The organism is Corallococcus sp. bb12-1, from assembly GCF_026626765.1.
GTDB lineage: Bacteria > Myxococcota > Myxococcia > Myxococcales > Myxococcaceae > Corallococcus > Corallococcus terminator.
On the sequence record NZ_JAPNJZ010000010.1, the window covers coordinates 134,962 to 152,263 of the forward strand.

The 17,302-nt window shown below is 69.8% G+C and carries 17 protein-coding genes; 10 read left to right on the forward strand and 7 right to left on the reverse strand.

Annotated features, from left to right (window positions below):
- Positions 1-36 precede the first annotated feature (36 nt).
- On the reverse strand, positions 37-603 hold the full coding sequence (locus OV208_RS14495; protein ID WP_267574420.1) for a hypothetical protein: 567 nt from the start codon (positions 601-603) through the stop codon (positions 37-39).
- Positions 604-864: 261 nt separating this feature from the next.
- On the opposite strand from OV208_RS14495, the gene carF reads away from it, so the two are divergent.
- On the forward strand, positions 865-1,722 hold the full coding sequence (carF, locus tag OV208_RS14500; RefSeq protein ID WP_267574421.1) for a plasmanylethanolamine desaturase: 858 nt from the start codon (positions 865-867) through the stop codon (positions 1,720-1,722).
- 60 nt (positions 1,723-1,782) lie between these two features.
- On the opposite strand, the gene murI is transcribed toward carF, so the two are convergent.
- Both murI and OV208_RS14510 read right to left on the reverse strand, forming a co-directional pair.
- Positions 1,783-2,598 carry a glutamate racemase gene (murI, locus tag OV208_RS14505; protein ID WP_267574422.1) on the reverse strand — a complete coding sequence of 272 codons (816 nt, stop codon included), beginning with the start codon at positions 2,596-2,598 and terminating at the stop codon, positions 1,783-1,785.
- A gap of 113 nt (positions 2,599-2,711) precedes the next feature.
- Positions 2,712-3,728, reverse strand: a complete 1,017-nt coding sequence (locus tag OV208_RS14510; protein WP_267574423.1) for a hypothetical protein — start codon at positions 3,726-3,728, stop codon at positions 2,712-2,714.
- 154 nt (positions 3,729-3,882) lie between these two features.
- On the opposite strand from OV208_RS14510, the gene OV208_RS14515 reads away from it, so the two are divergent.
- From OV208_RS14515 to OV208_RS14550, 8 genes are all read left to right on the forward strand, one after another.
- Positions 3,883-4,596 carry a MotA/TolQ/ExbB proton channel family protein gene (locus OV208_RS14515; protein WP_120543565.1) on the forward strand — a complete coding sequence of 238 codons (714 nt, stop codon included), beginning with the start codon at positions 3,883-3,885 and terminating at the stop codon, positions 4,594-4,596.
- 18 nt (positions 4,597-4,614) lie between these two features.
- Positions 4,615-5,109, forward strand: coding sequence for a protein TolR (gene tolR / locus OV208_RS14520; RefSeq protein WP_120543566.1), 495 nt, complete (start codon positions 4,615-4,617; stop codon positions 5,107-5,109).
- Between the two features lie 3 nt (positions 5,110-5,112).
- A complete protein-coding gene (locus OV208_RS14525; protein WP_267574424.1) occupies positions 5,113-5,889 on the forward strand; it encodes a TonB family protein in 777 nt (258 codons plus the stop codon).
- The gene (locus OV208_RS14530) at positions 5,886-7,175 is read left to right on the forward strand and encodes a DPP IV N-terminal domain-containing protein (protein WP_267574425.1); all 1,290 of its coding nucleotides are present in this window, start codon (positions 5,886-5,888) and stop codon (positions 7,173-7,175) included. Before OV208_RS14525 ends, OV208_RS14530 begins: the two co-directional genes overlap by 4 nt.
- Positions 7,176-7,224: 49 nt before the next feature.
- Complete coding sequence (locus OV208_RS14535) at positions 7,225-8,412, forward strand: aminotransferase class V-fold PLP-dependent enzyme (protein WP_267574426.1); 1,188 nt, start codon at positions 7,225-7,227, stop codon at positions 8,410-8,412.
- Positions 8,413-8,426: 14 nt separating this feature from the next.
- Entirely contained in the window at positions 8,427-9,362 is a 936-nt protein-coding gene (locus OV208_RS14540; RefSeq protein ID WP_267574427.1) for a Ppx/GppA phosphatase family protein, read from the forward strand.
- Positions 9,359-10,636: a spinster family MFS transporter gene (locus OV208_RS14545; RefSeq protein ID WP_267574428.1), complete on the forward strand. Its 1,278-nt coding sequence runs from the start codon at positions 9,359-9,361 to the stop codon at positions 10,634-10,636. The genes OV208_RS14540 and OV208_RS14545 overlap by 4 nt, the downstream gene beginning before the upstream one ends.
- 92 nt (positions 10,637-10,728) lie before the next feature.
- Complete coding sequence (locus OV208_RS14550) at positions 10,729-11,589, forward strand: AraC family transcriptional regulator (RefSeq protein ID WP_267574429.1); 861 nt, start codon at positions 10,729-10,731, stop codon at positions 11,587-11,589.
- Between the two features lie 21 nt (positions 11,590-11,610).
- Here the strand turns inward: OV208_RS14550 and OV208_RS14555 are convergent, their stop codons facing one another.
- The 4 genes from OV208_RS14555 to OV208_RS14570 all read right to left on the reverse strand — a co-directional run bounded on the left by OV208_RS14555 (position 11,611) and on the right by OV208_RS14570 (position 15,916).
- Positions 11,611-12,561: an NAD(P)/FAD-dependent oxidoreductase gene (locus OV208_RS14555; protein ID WP_267574430.1), complete on the reverse strand. Its 951-nt coding sequence runs from the start codon at positions 12,559-12,561 to the stop codon at positions 11,611-11,613.
- Between the two features lie 230 nt (positions 12,562-12,791).
- Positions 12,792-14,129, reverse strand: coding sequence for a lysophospholipid acyltransferase family protein (locus OV208_RS14560; RefSeq protein WP_267574431.1), 1,338 nt, complete (start codon positions 14,127-14,129; stop codon positions 12,792-12,794).
- A gap of 375 nt (positions 14,130-14,504) precedes the next feature.
- Positions 14,505-15,290 (reverse strand): hypothetical protein, encoded by a 786-nt coding sequence (locus OV208_RS14565; RefSeq protein WP_267574432.1) that lies wholly within the window; start codon positions 15,288-15,290, stop codon positions 14,505-14,507.
- Positions 15,287-15,916, reverse strand: a complete 630-nt coding sequence (locus OV208_RS14570; protein ID WP_267574433.1) for an RNA polymerase sigma factor — start codon at positions 15,914-15,916, stop codon at positions 15,287-15,289. Before OV208_RS14570 ends, OV208_RS14565 begins: the two co-directional genes overlap by 4 nt.
- Before the next feature lie 124 nt (positions 15,917-16,040).
- On the opposite strand from OV208_RS14570, the gene OV208_RS14575 reads away from it, so the two are divergent.
- A complete protein-coding gene (locus OV208_RS14575) occupies positions 16,041-17,300 on the forward strand; it encodes a hypothetical protein (RefSeq protein ID WP_267574434.1) in 1,260 nt (419 codons plus the stop codon).
- Positions 17,301-17,302: the final 2 nt, after the last annotated feature.

Here is a 17,302-nt window from a genome sequence, read left to right on the forward strand (position 1 = left end):
GCCGCTCACGGGGAGGCTCGGCGGACCGCCTTGCGACTACGAGGGCTCACCCTCGCTGGCGAGGTAGCTCAGGATGACCTCGTCCAGGCTCTTCTCGGAGATGAGGTCCTCGCCGAACAGCGTCTCCACGCCCACTTCGTTGATGCGGGGCTTCTCCTTGAGGGCGCGCGCGGCGGCCACTTCAGGAGGCACGATGATGGGGGCGGCGACCACGGGGGGCGGAGGCGGCGGAACCGGGCGCGGCGCGGCGATGGGCTGCAACTTCGGCGCGGCGGCGGCTTCGGCATCCGTGGCGAGTTGGCCCGGCTGGTACGAGCGGACCGTGGACTCGTAGTTGTCGTAAACCCCATTGATGAGGTTCCGCAGCATCTCCTTGTGCTGCTCCTCCATCAACTCGCGGACGACTTCCGCCAGGTTCTCCGCGTTGAGGATGTCCGCGTAGGACGTCTTCTTCGACGCGAGGATGTTCCCGCCCACGAACAGGTGGGTGATGATGTGAGGGTTGTTGACACCAGAGTCCTCGGTCTGGACGTGGTAGACCTTCCCCTTGTGCTTGATGTTGTGGTTGAAGCCAGTGACGGCTTTTTCGAAGGTTTTCGCCATTGCCGAGGTCGGGCACCGTACCAGCGGGTTCCAGGCTTCACAAGGCAAGCGTCACGCTCATCCGCAGGTTGACTGCCCGTGCCAGCCCGCTCACCGGTGTGCGTCCTCCACCTTGAGTGTGCGGATCCACGCCGTGCCCGGCAGGCCAGCGGACAGGGGGACCCTTTGTTGAAAAGCCGAAAGGCCCTGGGATACGTACCCCCTGGACACGCGCGCGGTATCATTCGACCCAAACCACCCCTGAAGGGCGGGAACCCACCGATGACGAAGCCGGACAAAATCACGGACAAGGTCCGCCTCCAGGATGCCCAGACGCTGGCGCAGGGGTACTCCCCCGCCATCCGCGCGATGGAGATCGCCTCCATCGTGTCGTTCGTCGCGCTGGAAGGCGTGCTCGCCTACAAGCTCTGGAACACCCACCACACCGGCCCGTGGATGCTGACGCTGGCGGTGGTGCTGGGCTACCTGGCCGCGGACTTCGTCTCGGGGTTCGTCCACTGGATGGGCGACACGTGGGGCTCCACGGAGATGCCCGTGCTGGGCAAGGCGTTCATCCGCCCCTTCCGCGAGCACCACGTCGACGAGAAGGCCATCACCCGCCACGACTTCGTGGAGACCAACGGCAACAACTGCCTGGTGTCGCTGCCGGTGGCGGCGCTCGCGGTGGCCGTGCCGCTCAACGGGCCGGGCTGGGTGTTCCTGGCCGCGTTCCTGGGCGCGATGATCTTCTGGGTGATGGCGACCAACCAGTTCCACAAGTGGTCGCACCTGGACAAGCCGCCCGCCATCATCCACTTCCTGCAGCGCGTGCACCTCATCCTGCCGCCGGACCACCACCGCATCCACCACACCGCGCCCTTCAACCGGTACTACTGCATCACCGTGGGCTGGATGAACCGGCCGCTGCGGATGATCCACTTCTTCCCGCTGATGGAGCGGCTCATCACCTTTGTCACCGGCCAGCTGCCGCGCCAGGACGACATCGGCACCGAGGCCGCCCAGGCGCTCGTCGCCGTGGACGACGCCACGGAAGTCCCCGTGCTCCAGGCGGCCAAGGAACTCCTCAAGGCCTCCGCCGAGGAGTCCGCGCCGTCCGTCTCCAGCCGCTCGTCTTCCTAAGAAGCGCTGAATCGCTGAAGCCGGAGGTCCCCTGCGGCGAAGGGGCCTCCAGGCTCGCGGTCAGAAGCGCAGGTCCACCTGCTCCGCGGACGGAATGGGGCGCCCCAGGAAGCGGGCTCCCACCTCCACGAAGCGCTCCGGCACGTCGGTGACGAAGTACGCGTGCTCAGGCGCCGTGGAGGCCTCCGGCGCGAGCAGGCCCCGGGCACCCAGCAGCTCCGCCACGGCCTCCGCGGTGGCCTCCGCCGAGTCCACCAGCGACACGTGCGGCCCCACGACCTCGGCGATGACGCCCTTGAGCAGCGGGTAGTGGGTGCAGCCGAGCACCAGCGTGTCCACGCCGTCGTGCGCGAAGCCGGCCAGGTACTCCTTCGCCACCAGCAACGGCACGTCGCCCGTGGTCCACCCTTCTTCCGCCAGGGGCACGAAGAGCGGACACGCCTTCGCCTTCACCGTCACCTGGGGGCTGCCGGCCTCCAGCGCCCGCTGGTACGCGCCCGAGCGGATGGTGCCCGGCGTCCCGATGACGCCCACCCCGCCGCCCCGCGTCTGGCGCAGCGCCGCGCGCGCGCCCGGTTCAATGACGCCCAGCACCGGCACCGGCAGCGTGGCGGACAGCGCGGGCAGCGCCGCGGCGGAGGCGGTGTTGCAGGCCACCACCAGCAGCTTGATGCCGCGCTCCATCAGGAACTCCGCGTTCTTCAGCGAGTAGCGCGTCACCACCTCGCCGGACTTGGTGCCGTAGGGCACGCGCGCAGTGTCCCCCAGGTAGACCGTCCGTTCGTGGGGGAGCCGCGCCATGAGCGCCTTGAGGACCGTGAGCCCTCCGATGCCAGAGTCGAACACGCCGATGGGACCGTGGCTGTCTTGCCGCATGGAGGCTGTCCCTATCACGTTTGATGCCAACGGCCCGGGCCCCCGGAACGCACGAAGGGCCGGAAGCCCGAAGGCCTCCGACCCTTGCGTGCTCCCTTGCTGGGAGGGCGCGCCTACCTCACGCGGTAGAGCGGCGCATCCAGGGCATCATTCGCGCCCGGGAAGTCGTGGGCGAACACGTCGTACGGCGCCAGGTCCGACCGGGACTCGTAGTAGCGACCGCCAGAACCCGACGCCTTGAAGGACACGAAGTAGCGGCCCGGGCGGAGGAACTCGAAGACGGCCGGAGACTCGTTGCAGGAGAACCACTGCCCCTCATCGCCGTAGACCCACAGGCCTGTGTAGACGTCCTTGAAGTTGATGCCCACCTCGGTGACGCCGGCCTGGGCGCAGCTCAGCGAGTACGGGTTGCCGGACTCATAGAACTTCCAGCCCACCGCGGCCCCGCCGATGGCGTAGGTCTCCGCCGTGACGGACGCCGGCACGCCGCTCTGCACCGTGAAGGCACCGCCGTAGTAGTAGACGGGCAGGCCGAAGGAATCCAGGGCGACCACCTCCAGGTAGTGCTGCCCGGGAGTCAGCGTCGGGGTGCTCACCGAGTTGCCCTCGCTGCCCTCGTAGCAATCGAAGTTCACCCACTCATCGTCGTCCACCCGGGCATCCACGGAGACGACGCCCGCCTGCCCACAGGTGGGGTACTGGCTGCCCACCTCCGTCGGGAACTTCCAGTTGACGTAGGCGAAGGAGGAGTTCTGCCCGCCGTTCAGCGAGAGGTCGATGTTCACCGACACATCGCCGTCCACCCGGAAGCTGCCGCTGTACGAGTAGCGGGCCACGTTGTTGTAGTCCACGCCCACCGCGCTGAAGGTGTACACGCCCGGCGCGAAGTCGTGGAGGATGATGCCGTCGAAGCCGTTGGCCTGGCAGGGATACTGGCCACCATTCTCCAGCAACTCCCCATTGATGGTGATGTCGACACCCTCGATGTTGCGCGCTTCATCGCAGCGGGCACCGGCGAAGGTCCACATCAGCCGGACGTCGCCGGGATAGCGGGGGCCGGAGTCTTCGATGACGCAGCCGGAGGAGAAAGCAGCGAGGCAGAGGAATGGGGCGAGCAGTCTCGCGTTCATGGTGGGCATCCGTGTTTCGGGAAGTTTAGGTCGTCGGCCCGTAACAACACTCCAGACGACCGACCCCGGGAATTATTCAGTCCCGTCCAAAGCAACCGGGCACCGACGGCGGGTTTGACCCACCCGCGCGGTGGATGTTACGCGCTGAACCCCAATGATACCCCACCTGCCCCTGGCCTTTGGCGCCATGAACTACGTGGAGATCATCCGCGACGCGTCGTTCATCGAGCTCGCGGTGCTCCTGCTCCTCATGTCGGTGTCCGTGGCCTCCTGGGCCCTCATCGCCATGAAGTTCACCCAGTTGTCCCGCGCCCGCTCCCAGTCGCTTACCTTTCTCGACACGTTCTGGAAGGCGTCCCGGCTGGAGGCCATCTACCAGTCCGCCCTGAAGCTGGAGGGCTCGCCGCTGTCGAAGGTGTTCTGCGCGGGCTACGAGGAGCTGAGCAAGCTGGCGCAGACGGGCAAGGAGGGCGGCGCCGAGGACGCGATGAGCGCGAAGCTGGGCGGCATCGAGAACGTGGAGCGCGCGCTCAACCGCGCGGCCACGGCGCAGATCACCGAGCTGGAGAACCGCGTGTCCTTCCTGGGCACGGTGGGCGCGGCGTCCCCGTTCGTGGGCCTGTTCGGCACGGTGATTGGCATCCTGAGCGCGTTCAACCAGATCGCTGAGCAGGGCAACGCGACGCTGGCCACGGTGGCGGCGCCCGTCGGCAACGCGCTGTTCGCCACGGCGGCGGGCCTGTTCGCGGCCATCCCGGCGGTGGTCGCGTACAACTCGTTCGTCAGCCGCATCAAGGTGTTCGACACGGAGATGTCCAACTTCTCCGCGGACTTCCTCAACATCATCAAGCGGCACTTCTTCCGCTAGGCACAAGGGGACACACCCATGGGCATGGGCGGCGGAAAAGGCGGCGGTGGCCGTACCACCATGAGCGAGATCAACGTCACGCCCATGGTGGACGTGATGCTGGTGCTGCTCATCATCTTCATGGTGACGGCACCCCTCATCCAGCAGGGCGTGAAGGTGAACCTCCCGGAGACCAAGGCCACCCCGGTGGAGGCGACGGAGAAGAAGGTCGTCCTCTCCATCGACGCGGGCAAGAAGGTCTACATCGGGGATGCGGAAGTGCCCCTGGAGGAACTGGAGACGAAGCTGGCCGCCAACGCCAAGGCGCAGGCGGACAAGGAGGTCTACCTCCACGCGGACCGCGACGTGCCCTACGGCGTGGTGGTGGAGGTGATGGCCGCCGCCCAGCGAGCGGGCATCAAGAATGTGGGGATGATCACGGACCCTTCCACCGGCAACAAGGCGTCCAACCCCGGGAACAAGACGCCCACGGCCGCTGGTGGCAAGGGCAAGCCGAAGGAAGCGAAGCGCTAGCGCATGGATTCCGCGTTGACCCACAGCCTGCTCGTGGCCCGGCCCACGAAGCTGTCGCGCTTCGTCGTCTTCTCCGTGGGCGGCCACCTCGCGGTGCTGGTGGCGGCCATCCTCTACGCGCGCTTCACGGCCACGCCGAAGATGGACCTGGACACGAAGCCCATCAACGCGTCGCTGGTGCGCCTGGGCAAGCCTCGCGACCCGAAGCTGCTGCCCCGCAAGGAGCAGGCCCAGCCTCCGCCCAAGGAGGTCGCCGCGAAGCCCGTGCCCACCCCTCCCTCCCAGGAGCCGGTGCCCGCGCCCTCCCCCAACGCGGTGGCGGTGCCCGGCGCGAAGCCCGCCCCGGCCCCCACGCCCCAGAAGGGCGAGCCGACGGCGGAGGACCGGCGCAAGAAGCTCTTCGGCGCGTTCGACAAGTCCGCGAAGCCCAGCGAGCCGGAGGAGCTGGAGGGCGCGGAGGACGGCGACCCGGACGGTGACTCGGCGGTCCAGGAGGGCGAGCGGTACTACGGCCTGCTCAAGTCCCAGGTGCGCCGGCACTACAACGTCGCGGACACCATCCCCGACGCGGAGCGCCTGTACTTGAAGGCGCAGGTGGCCATGAAGCTGGGCCGCGCCGGCGAGGTGCTGGACGTGAGCCTGGCCAAGGCCAGTGGCAACGAACTGTTCGACTCGGCGGTCGTGGCCGCCGTGCGCAAGGCGTCTCCCTTCTCTCCTCCCCCCGATGCCCTTCGCGACGCGCTCCAGAAGAACGGCGTCGTCCTGGTGTTCAGCCCATGAAAGCCTTCCTGCTGTCGCTCCTCCTCGTGCCCGCGCTGGTGCTGGCGCAGGCGCCCGTCATCGAAATCTCCGGCGCGAACTTCCGTCCGCTGCCGCTCGCGTCGCCCGCGCCCACCCTGCAGGACGGCGGCGACAAGAAGGCGGCCGGCGCGTTCGACACCGCGTTCTCGTACGACCTGACCGCCTCCGGCATCTTCCAGGTGTTGGACCGCGCGGGCTTCACCGCCGACGCGAAAGAAGGCATGACGGCGGCCAGCATCAACTTCAGCCGCTGGGCGGACGTGGGCGCGGAGTCGCTGGTGAAGGTGTCGCTCGCGCAGGACGGCGGCAGGCTGCGCGGAGAGCTGCGCCTGTTCAACGTGGCCACCGGCCATGAGGACCTGAAGGTGGCCAAGGACGCGCCGGCCAACGAGCCCCGGCAGTTGGCGCACGCGCTGGCGGACGCGCTCTACCGGCACTTCACCCGCGAGGCGAGCCCCTTCCTGTCGCGCATCACCTACGTGCGCAAGGCGGGCGCCAACCGCGACGTGTTCGTGGCGGACTGGGACGGCATGGGCGCGCAGGCGCTCACCAAGGGCGGCACGCACATCCTCCCCACGCTCAGCCCGTCGGGACAGGTGGGCTACACGTCGTACCGGAAGAACCGGCCGGACATCTACGTGCAGTCCCCCGGCGGCGAAGCGAAGGCCGTGGTGACGGACGGGCAGATGGCCACGGGCGTCGCGTTCTCGCCGGACGGCAAGAAGATCGCGTACGCGCTGGCCGAAGGTGAGAGCGCGCAGATCTACGTGTCCGCCGCGGATGGCTCCGGGGCGAAGGCCGTCACCGACACGCCCTACGGCCTCAACACCAGCCCCACGTGGTCGCCGGACGGCAAGAGAATCGCGTTCGTGTCCAACCGGGGCGGCAGCCCTCAAGTCTACGTGATGGGCGCGGATGGCTCTGGCGTGAAGCGGCTCACCTTCCAGGGCAACTACAACCAGACGCCGGACTGGTCGCCGCGCGGGGACCTCATCGCCTTCACCGCGCGCGACGAGCGCAACGCGTTCGACCTGTTCACCGTCCACGCGGAGACGGGCAAGGTGACGCGCCTGACGCAGGACCAGGGCAACAACGAGGAGCCCACCTTCTCTCCCAACGGCCGGCTCATCATGTTCAGCACCAGCCGCAACGGCGGCGCGCACCTGTGGGTGATGACCGCCGAGGGCAACAACCAGCTGCCGCTCCCCATGGAGAAGGGCAACTGGCTGACGCCCGACTGGGGCATCGCCCCGGCCGCGAAGTAGGTCTCACGGTCCGTTGACAGGGGGGACGCGCCGGGGTGCATTGCGCCTCATGAGCGCTCCCCTCCGGTCCCACTGGGGCCTGGATCCAAAGGTCGTCTTCCTCAATCACGGTTCGTTCGGCGCCTGCCCCACGGCGGTGCTCCAGCACCAGTCGGAGCTGCGGGCCCGCCTGGAAGCCGAACCCGTGCGCTTCCTGGGCCGCGAGGTGGAGCCGCTGCTGGATGAGGCCCGCGCCGCGCTCGCGGCCTTCGTGGGCGCGGACGCGGACGACCTGGCGTTCATGCCCAACGCCACCTCGGGCGTGAACACCGTGCTGCGCAACCTGCGCTTCCAGCCCGGCGACGAGCTGCTCACCACCGACAACGAATACAACGCGTCGAAGAACGCGCTCGACGTGGCCTGCGCTGGGATGGGCGCGAAGGTGGTGGTCGCGAAGCTGCCCTGGCCGGTGCCCTCCCCGGACGCCGTCGTGGACGCGGTGATGGCGCAGGTGACGCCGCGCACGCGGCTCCTGCTCATCGACCACATCACCAGCCAGACGGCCCTGGTGATGCCGCTCGCGGAGCTGGTGCGCCGCATGCGCGAGCGCGGCGTGGAGACGCTGGTGGACGGCGCCCACGGGCCGGGCATGGTGCCGCTGGCGCTCCAGGAGCTGGGCGCGGCGTACTACACCGGCAACTGCCACAAGTGGCTGTGCGCACCCAAGGGCGCCGCGTTTCTCCACGTGCGAAAGGACCTGCAGGCGGGGATGAAGCCGCTGGTGGTGAGCCACGGGCACAACTCGCCGCGCACGAACCGTTCGCGCTTCCGGCTGGAGTTCGACTGGACAGGCACGCACGACCCCACGCCCTTCCTGTGCATCCCCACCGCGCTGCGCGTCGTGGGCGGGTTGGTGCCGGGCGGGTGGCCGGAGGTGATGACCTCCAACCGCGAGAAGGCCCTCGCCGCCCGGCGGTACCTGAACGCCCGGCTGGGCCAGGACACGCCGCTGTGCCCCGACACGATGGTGGGCAGCATGGCGTGCGTGGCCCTTCCAGACGGGGCCCCGGAGCGTCCCGAGCCCCCGCTCTACCTGGACCCACTCCATGTGCGCCTGTTCGAGGAGCACCGCGTGGAGGTCCCGGTCACCCCCTGGCCGAAGGCGCCCCGGCGTCACCTGCGGGTGTCCGCCCAGCTCTACAACACCCCGGCGGACTACGAGGCCCTGGGGGATGCTTTGGAAGCGCTGCTGCGTTGAGTAGTGTGCGCCGCATGCCGCGCTTCGCATCCATCGATATCGGGACCAACTCCGTGCTGCTGCTGGTCGCGGATCGCCAGCCGGACGGGCGCTTCGAGGCCGTGGTGGAGCGCGCGGAAATCACCCGGCTGGGCCGGGGCGTGGACACCCACCGCGTGCTCTCTCCGGACGGCATGGAGGCCACGCTGTCCACGCTGGTCACCTTCGCGGACGAGGCCCGCTCGCTGGGCGCGGAGGCCATCGCGGTCTCCGCCACCAGCGCCGCGCGCGACGCGAAGAACGGCGCGGACTTCATCGCCGCCGCGAAGGCCCGCGCGGGCGTGACGGTGGAGATCATCGCCGGTGAGCTGGAGGCCCAACTGTCCTTCGCCGCGGTGGCCACGGACTTCGCGGGCGAGGCGGCCGGTCCGCTGCTCGTCGTGGACATTGGCGGCGGATCCACGGAGTTCATCTACGGCAACGACGCCGGGAGCGTGGCCTTCCGTCACAGCTTCGACGTGGGCGCCGTGCGCCTCACCGAGCGCTTCGTGCGCACCGACCCGCTGTCCGCCGACGAGCGCGGCGCCATCGAAGCGCACCTGCGCGACACCTTCGCCGCCCTGCCCCCGCCGCCGCCGAACGCGATGCTGGTGGGCGTGGCCGGCACGGTGACGACGCTGTACGCCGTGCAGCACCAGATGGCGACCTATGACGCGGAGCAGGTCCACGGCGGCACGCTGTCCCGGGGCGAACTGGACGCGCTCACGGACACGCTGTGCACCCTGCCCCTGGAGGCCCGGCGCGCGCTGCCTGGAATCCAGCCCAAGCGCGCGGACGTCATCCCCGCGGGCGCGCTCATCCTGCGCGAAGCGGTGAAGGCCCTGCGCCTGGACGCCTGCCGCGTGAGTGACCGCGGCCTGCGCTGGGGCCTGCTGGCCCACCGCTTCGGTTCCGCCCCCTCCTCCTCATGAACGCCTCTTCCCCCACCGCTGCGTCCAGCGCGCCCGCCACGCAGTCCGTGCGCGCGGGCTACGCGCTGTTCATCCTGACCCTCATCAACCTGGTCAACTACCTCGACCGGTACATCATCGCGGTCGCGCTGCCGGAGATTCAGAAGGACTTCGGCATCAACGACGCGCAGTCGGGCCTCCTGGGCACCGTCTTCATCGTCGTGTTCATGCTGGCATCCCCCCTGGGCGGCTTCCTGGGAGACCGGGTGCCGCGCCGGTTGCTGGTGGCGGGCGGCGTGCTCCTCTGGAGCCTGGCCACCGGGGCCAGCGGCCTTGCGTCCACGTTCACGGCGCTGCTGCTGGCGCGCGCGGTGATTGGCATTGGCGAGGCGGGCTATGGCGCGGTGGCGCCGTCCATCATCTCCGACCTGTATCCGCGCGAGCAGCGCACGCGGATGCTGTCGTACTTCTACATCGCCATCCCGGTGGGCTCCGCGATGGGCTACGGCCTGGGCGGGTGGCTAACACAGACGTATTCGTGGCACGCGGCGTTCTTCGCGGGCGGCGTGCCGGGGCTCGTGTTGGGCGCCATGGCCTTCTTCATGCCGGAGCCCAAGCGCGGCGCCATGGACGGGCCGGACGCGGCGGTGAAGCTGCCCTTCATGGAGGGCCTCAGGGGCCTGGGCCGCAACACCGCCTTCTGGGCGACGACGGCGGGCTACACGCTGATGACGTTCTCCATTGGCGGGCTCGCGTTCTGGATGCCCACGTATCTGGTGCGGGAGCGACAGTTGTGGCTGGAGCACCCCGGGCGCGTGGGCCTCGTCTTCGGCGCCATCACCGCCATCGCGGGCCTCACCGGCACCGTGGCGGGCGGCTGGCTGGGCGACAAGATGGACCGCAAGCGCGCGGGCGGCGGACTGTGGCTGTCCGGCATCGGGCTGATGCTCGCGGCGCCGTGCATGTACCTGGCGGTGAACCTGCAGGACACGACGCTGACATTCGCGGCCATTGGCGTGGCGCAGTTCCTCATCTTCCTCAACAGCGGTCCCATCAACGCGGCCATCGTCAACTGCGTGCCGCCCGCGTTCCGCGCGTTCGCCATGGGCCTGAACGTGCTGTGCATCCACATGCTGGGCGACGCGATTTCGCCCACGCTCATCGGGCAGATCGCGGACATGGCCAGCCTCCACACCGCCATCGCCATCAACGCGGTGCCGGTGCTGCTGGGTGGGATGATGCTGCTCGTGGGCGCGAAGCTGTTCCGGGAAGCCGTGCCCCAGGCGCGCACCTGACGCGCAACCGCCGGGCTCGGAATGCATCCGAGCCCGGGGCCGTTGTGCGAGGAGGTTCGCTGCTCGCGTAAGGAAGGAAGCGGAGGCACTGCGTGGCTGCCGAGCATCCTCACCACTGGGGTCCAGGTCCCCTGTTCGTCGGGAGGGGCATCCTCAAGGGCTGCAATGCGCGTCCGGCCAGCCATGCCCACGCCGCCCTCACCCTCTACACGGGGGGACAGGCCACCATCGAGCAGCCCACCCGGCTGAGGCTGTCTCCCGGCGACATGGTGCTCATCCCCGCGGGACAGAAGCACCGGTTGGTGGAAGCGGAGGGCGCGGAGTTCGTCGGCCTGGGGTTCCACCCGTCCGCCTTCGCGCTGACGGAGGTGGGCCCGCTGCTGGAGCCGTTCGAGCGCGTGCGCCAGGGCGCCTCCGCCGTCGTGCCCATTCCCTCCGGCCGGCAGCAGCACCTGCTCCGGCTGATGTCGGAGATTGACGAGGAGACGCGTGCTCCGGCCAGTGCATTGGGGGAGCAGGTGGTGAGAAGCCTGTTCTCGCTGGTGCTCGCGGAGGTGGCGCGCTCCGGCGCGTGGACTGGCGCGGACGTGCATGCGTCGTGGGTGGGCGAGGCGCTCACGTTCATCGAGCGACACTGCCTGGAGCCCATTTCGCTGCGCGAGGTGGCCGCCGCCGTGGGCCGTTCACCTTCGCACGTGACGACCGCGCTCAGGCAGGCCACGGGCCACAGCGCGGTGGAGTGGATCATCTCCGGCCGGCTCGCGGAGGCACGGAGGAGACTGCTGTCCTCCGATGAGCGCATCGACATCATCGCCGAGCGCGTGGGCTACGCGGACCCCACGCACTTCATCCGCCTGTTCCGGCGCGCGGAAGGGGTGACGCCCGCCGCGTGGCGCAAGCAGCACCGTTCCACCGCAGTGCCGGGCCACGGCGCCTCCATCAGCGCGCTGTGACTGCGTAGCGCAAGCAGCCCGTCAGTGCGGCTTCTGCTTCGCCGGAGGAGGCTTGCCCGTCGCGGCCGTGTAACGCCAGTCCGCGTCCTCCATCGCGAGGCCGTGGCTCATCACCGCCCCGGCGAGGCCACCCGCGCTGGCCGCCATGACGGCCACCTGCATGCGCGTCGTCGTGTCACCCGCCGCGGAGATGCCCGGCACGGACGTCTCTCCCATCCCGTTCACCTTCACAAAGCCCTGCTCATCCAGCGCGAGCCCCAGCCGGGTGACGAGCTCCGGTTGCCGCTGTGGCGGAGCGGAGAACATCACCCGCCGGGCCACGCGCGTTCCATCCTCCAGTTCCACCTCCTCCAGGTGCCCGTCCTTCCCGAGGAGCGCGCGGATCTTCCGCTCCTCCAGACGCAGGCCCAGGTGGTGGAGCCGCTCGCGCTGTTCGGGCGGCACCTCGAAGCTGCCGTGGGTGAAGACCGTGAGGTCGCGGGACCAGCCCTGGACCATGATGGCGTAGTCCAGGTACGCGGGCTCCGTGGCCAGCACGCCGAAGGGTTCATCCTGCACCTCCCAGCCATGGCAGAACGGGCACTGGTAGATGCTCGTCCCCCACAGCTCCTTGTAGCCGGGGATGTCCAGCATGACGTCCACCATGCCCACCGCCACCAGGATGCGGCGGGCCTCCACCGTGGTGCCGTCCCCCAGCGCCACGCGGAAACCACCGGCATGCGGCTCCACCGAACCCACGCGCGTGTCCCGCACCTCCACGTTCTTGTAGCGCTGGAGCTGCTCGCGGCTGATGCGCCGGAACTCCGGGGGCGGGATGCCGTCGCGCGAAGCGAAGCCGTGCATGTGCTTCGCGGCCACGTTGCGCGGCGTGCCCGCGTCACACAGCAGCACCGCCCTGCGCGCACGGCCCAGGTTCAGCGCGGCATTGAGCCCCGCGGGGCCGCCTCCCACGATGACGACGTCGTAAGCCATGGTCCTGCTCCCCTGCGTTGAGGATGAACCCTCCGGGAGCTGCGTGCCCGCGCCCCCACCGACGTGCCCTGAAGCAGGCGGGGTCGCGTGAGCGGAGGCAACACGCCGTCCGGAGCAGTCATCCGTCGTTGATTCCAGGCAGGAACCTAACGACCAGACCGGGGCCACCAGGAGGGCGGGACTTTCGGCGGCATCGGCGGATCTTCCGACCCGCCGTCCGCCCCACACGCCTACTTCGCGACGGGCGAGGGACCGGGCACCTGGAGCTGCGGCCGATACGCCTCCGCCAGCCGCTCCACCTCGGTCGCCAGCCGCTCCCCTTCCGCCAGCAGCCGGGTCCGCAGCCGCTGCCGGTTGCCCAGCGTGAAGAACATCTCCAGGTCGTGACGGATGCCGTCCCAGCGCTCCGCGAAATACAGCGTGAAGAGCGCCAGCGGCACCAGGAGCACGAACGTCGCCAGCCCCCACGCCCACCCACCCCACAGCGCCGCCGCGCCGGTGAGCACGCCCCACCACACCAGCGAGAGCACCAGCGCGGTGAGGAACTTCACCGTGGCCTGCATGTCCAGCTCCGCGCTCTTCGCCGCCATCCGGGGCACCGGGTACGGCAGCCCGAACAACACCAGCCCCAGCGCGAACAACGGCAGCCCGAACACCAGCGTCAGCAGCGTCTTCACCACGAAGGGCGCCACGTTGCCCGCCCGGTACTGCACGGACAGCTCCTCCGGCCGCGTCACCTGCACCAGCGTCATCCGCTTGCGGAACGAAGCCAGGTGCAGCCGCAGCCGCTCGTAGCGCTCCGGCTCCTGCGTGCGGAACAGCCGCACCCCGCGCGCCCACAGCCGCAGCCGCTCCGCATCCAGCTTCCCGCCCTGCCGGAAGGCGTAGAGCTGCTCCGCCACCTGCACCACCGGCAGGTCCTCCCACTGCTCCAGGTTCAGCGTCACGGCGCCCAGCCCCTCGGCCACCCGCTCCGTCAACGCGCGCACCGACGCCTGCTCCGTCGCGGCCTCCGCGTCCTTCGGCAGGAAGGCCGTCACGTCGATGGGCGCCCCCTGGTCGATGAGCACCTCGCTGCGAAAGACGTTCTTCTCCGCGTAGGTGAGCCCCACCGGGACGATGCGAACGGCAGCGCCCTCGCGCGCGGCGCTGAGCGCGATTCGCGCCGCGCCCGTCTTCAACTCCGCGAGCCCCGGCTCCGAGTGGCTCTTGCCCTCCGGGAAGATGGTGATGGCCCGCCCCTTCACGAGCGCGCCCTTCGCCGCGTCCAGGGTGCCCTCGTTGCGCCCCATCTGCGTCGGGTCATCCTGCTTGCGGTACACCGGCAGCGCGTCCAGGCCCTTGAGCAGCCAGCCGATGACGGGCAGCTTGAACAGCGGCGACTTGGCCAGGAACGTCACCTTGCGCCGCGTGAGGATGAACACCAGCGCCGGGTCGATGAGCCCGTTCGGATGGTTGCCCACGAAGAGCACCGCCCCGGAAGGCTCCTCGGCCGGGGCATTCACCTTCACCCGGTAGAAGAGTCGCAGGGCCAGCGCCACCACCGCCCGTACACATGCGTAGAACACGGCGCGGACTGTATACCGGCGACCCACCCGGAGCCCCCTCCCGCTCCAGACACTGTCAGCCCCGGGGGCGCGAACGACCCCTCGGCCTGGCCAGGGCCCCGGAATCCGCCGCTTCAGAAGAATCCGTTGGCGTCGCGATCCACGAAAGCCGGCTTGTGACACCTGATTCCAGGACGCGTCCTGGATGCCGCGTCACCTTCACGAACTCCATCGCCGGAACATGGTGCGTGCGGCCCGAGAACCTCCTCGACGCGCCATGCTGTCCACCGGCACCAAGGAAGTGGACCGCCGCGCCGCGTCCGTCGTTTCGGACCCCACAAAGCTCGGCAGTCCCCGCCCCTTCCCTGTGCTCGCACGGGGGAGGGGTTGTTCGTTTCAGGGGGACACGGGCGTGAGCGTCACCAGCGTGTCCGCGACCGTCCTGCCCTGCGCGTCCGTGAAGTTCGCGCGCACCAGCACGGGGCCCGTCAGCCACCCACCCTGGACCGGCGTGCTGAACGGCAACGCGACGTCCACGCCGGCCGTGACTTCGGAGGCCGAACCCTCGCGCGGAAAGAAGTGCAGCGCCTCCCCCGTCACGGACGTGCCGTCCACCGACAGGCGAGCGCGCTCCGGCGCGGTGTAGCTGAACTGCACCGCGTGTCCCTCCGCGCACGCCAGCGTCCCACCCGGCCGGGCCTCCGCGACCACCGCCCCCGCGGGCGCGATGCAGAAGGCCCGCACGCCCCAGGCCCCCACGCCCGGCGCCGCCGAGCGCGCCTGCCACTCCGGCGCCGTCTCCTCCGGACGCTGGAGCGAAGGCACCACGACCATCAGCGCCACGGCGGCCGCCGCCGCGCCCAGCGACAGGGGCACGAGAAACGGGGACGTGAACCACCGACGCGCGGGCTCCACCACCGCCGGACGCGGGGCGGGACTGGACTGCTTCGCCATCCGCGCCCACAGCGCCTGCTCCAAGAGCGCGCTCTTCGCCTGGGGAAGGGCGCGCTTCTCCAGCGCGGACTCCACGCGGGACAGCCGGTCGTAGGTCTCCTGGCACGAAGGGCACGTCGCCAGGTGCGCGCGCAGTTGTTGGAAACCGGTCGCGTCCAACGCCTCGGAGCCCTTCTCGAAGAGGGCGGCCATCGCCTGCTTCACCCGACGGTCGTCACAGCGGCTCATCGTGCACCCCGTCGCTTGAAGAAGCTCCAGCCCTGCGTCTCCAGGTCCTCCAGGTACCCCTTCGACTGGAGGAACCCGAGCAGCCTGGACTTCAACCCGAACTCCCGCCGCCGCACCTGGATGCGCGTGAGACCCAGCGCCGTGGCGGCGTCTTCCTGGGCCACGCCTTCGCCGAAGCGCAGCTCGAACAACCGGTGCTCCTCGCGCGACAGTCCATCCTTGAACACCGCGAGCAGCGTCTCCACCTCGCGGTCCTCCAGCACCTCCGCCAGCCCGCCGTCCTCGCCCGACGCCTCGGTGAGTCCCTCGAAGGGCACGTCCCGCCCCACCAGCTCCCGCTCGCGCGACTGTTCGAGGAGGACATTGCGCGCGATGCCCATCAGGAAGTGGGAGTAGGGGCGCGTGCCGTTGTAGGCCGCGCGCGTGCGAGGCTCGAACGCGCGGGCGAAGGTCTCCAGCAGGGTGTTCTCCAACTCCATCGCGTTCCTCAAGCGGGTGAAGGCCCCCCGCCATGCGGCCGCCTTGAGCAGGCGGGCGAGCGGCTCCGCGTGCGCGCGATACACGTCCGCCAACACCTCAGGGGTGCCTTCGCGAAAACGGCGCAGCGTGTCGTCATCCCACTCCATCCCTCAGGGGCTTACCGCGACCATCGCGGTCCCGTCATCTGCATGTTGTCGCGAGCAGGCCCCAGTGGATTGTCGGACGTTTTCCGTGGCATCCTTTCTTTCCGGCGCACCGCGCCATCTCCCCATGCGATTGCCCTCCCACAGGACCCTGGCCCTGGGTGTGCTCCTCCTGGTGGGAACCGCCGCGCGCGCCGCGCCCGAACAGGTGCACTACGCGCTCATCGTCGCCAGCAACACGGGCACGGAGAAGTCCCAGGCGCCCCTGCGCTACGCCGACGACGACGGCGCCCGGTACTACGAGCTGTTCGCGCCCCGTTCGCGCGAAGTGATCCTGCTCAGTGTGCTGGACGCCGACACGCAGGCCCTGCACCCGGGGCTCGCCGCGAAGACGCGCCCTCCCACGCATGCCTCCCTGGAGGACGCGCTCCGCCGCCTGAATGAACGCATGGCCCAGGACCGGGCGCGGGGACAGGCACCGGTGCTGTCCTTCGTCTTCGTAGGCCATGGCAAGCGCGGCGCCGCGGGAGAAGGAAGCGTGAGCCTGTTGGACGGGCCCCTGACGCGCACGGAGCTGTTCTCGCGCGTGCTCGCGCCGAGCAAGGCGTCCTTCATCCAGCTCATCGTGGACGCGTGTGATTCGTACTTCTTCGTGCACTCGCGCGGTTCGCTGCCGGTGGGTCCCGCGTACGCGGACGCCGTGAAGGGCCTGCTGGGCGGGCGCGAACTGGAGCGCTTCCCGCAGGTGGGCGTGGTGCTGTCCACGTCGTCGGAGCAGGAGAGCCACGAGTGGAGCGCCATCCGCTCCGGCGTCTTCAGCCACATGGTGCGCTCGGCGCTGTCGGGCGCGGGCGACGTCAACGGCGACGGACGCGTGGACTACGCGGAGCTGCGGGCCTTCGTGGCCGCCGCCAGCCAGGGCCTGGACGACGTGCGGGGACAGCCGCGAGTGTTCATCCAGCCGCCCGCGCTGGACCGGGCGTTCGCGCTGACGGACATGGGGACCGCCGCGTCGCTGGGCTACCTGCTCGTGCCCACGGGTCTTGAGGGCCGGCTGTGGGTGGAGGACGCGCGAGGCATCCGCGTGGTGGAGCTGCACAAGGAGCGCGAGCGGCCGCTGGTGGTGTCGCTGCCCGTGGGCCGCGGCTACTACCTGCGCGGCACGGGGCGGGAAGCGACGTTCAGCCTCACGCGCGCGGCGGAGGTGGTGGACGCGAGCGGGCTGCCCTGGCGCGAGTCCACCGTGGCGGCCCGGGGCGCCGTGGAGGATGCCTTCCGGGACAAGCTCTTCTCCGTTCCCTTCGGACAGCGCTTCTACCGGGGCTACATGGCGAGCTTCGGCATCACGCCGCCGCCCGACGAAGCCGACGCATCGCTGGTGCCATGAGC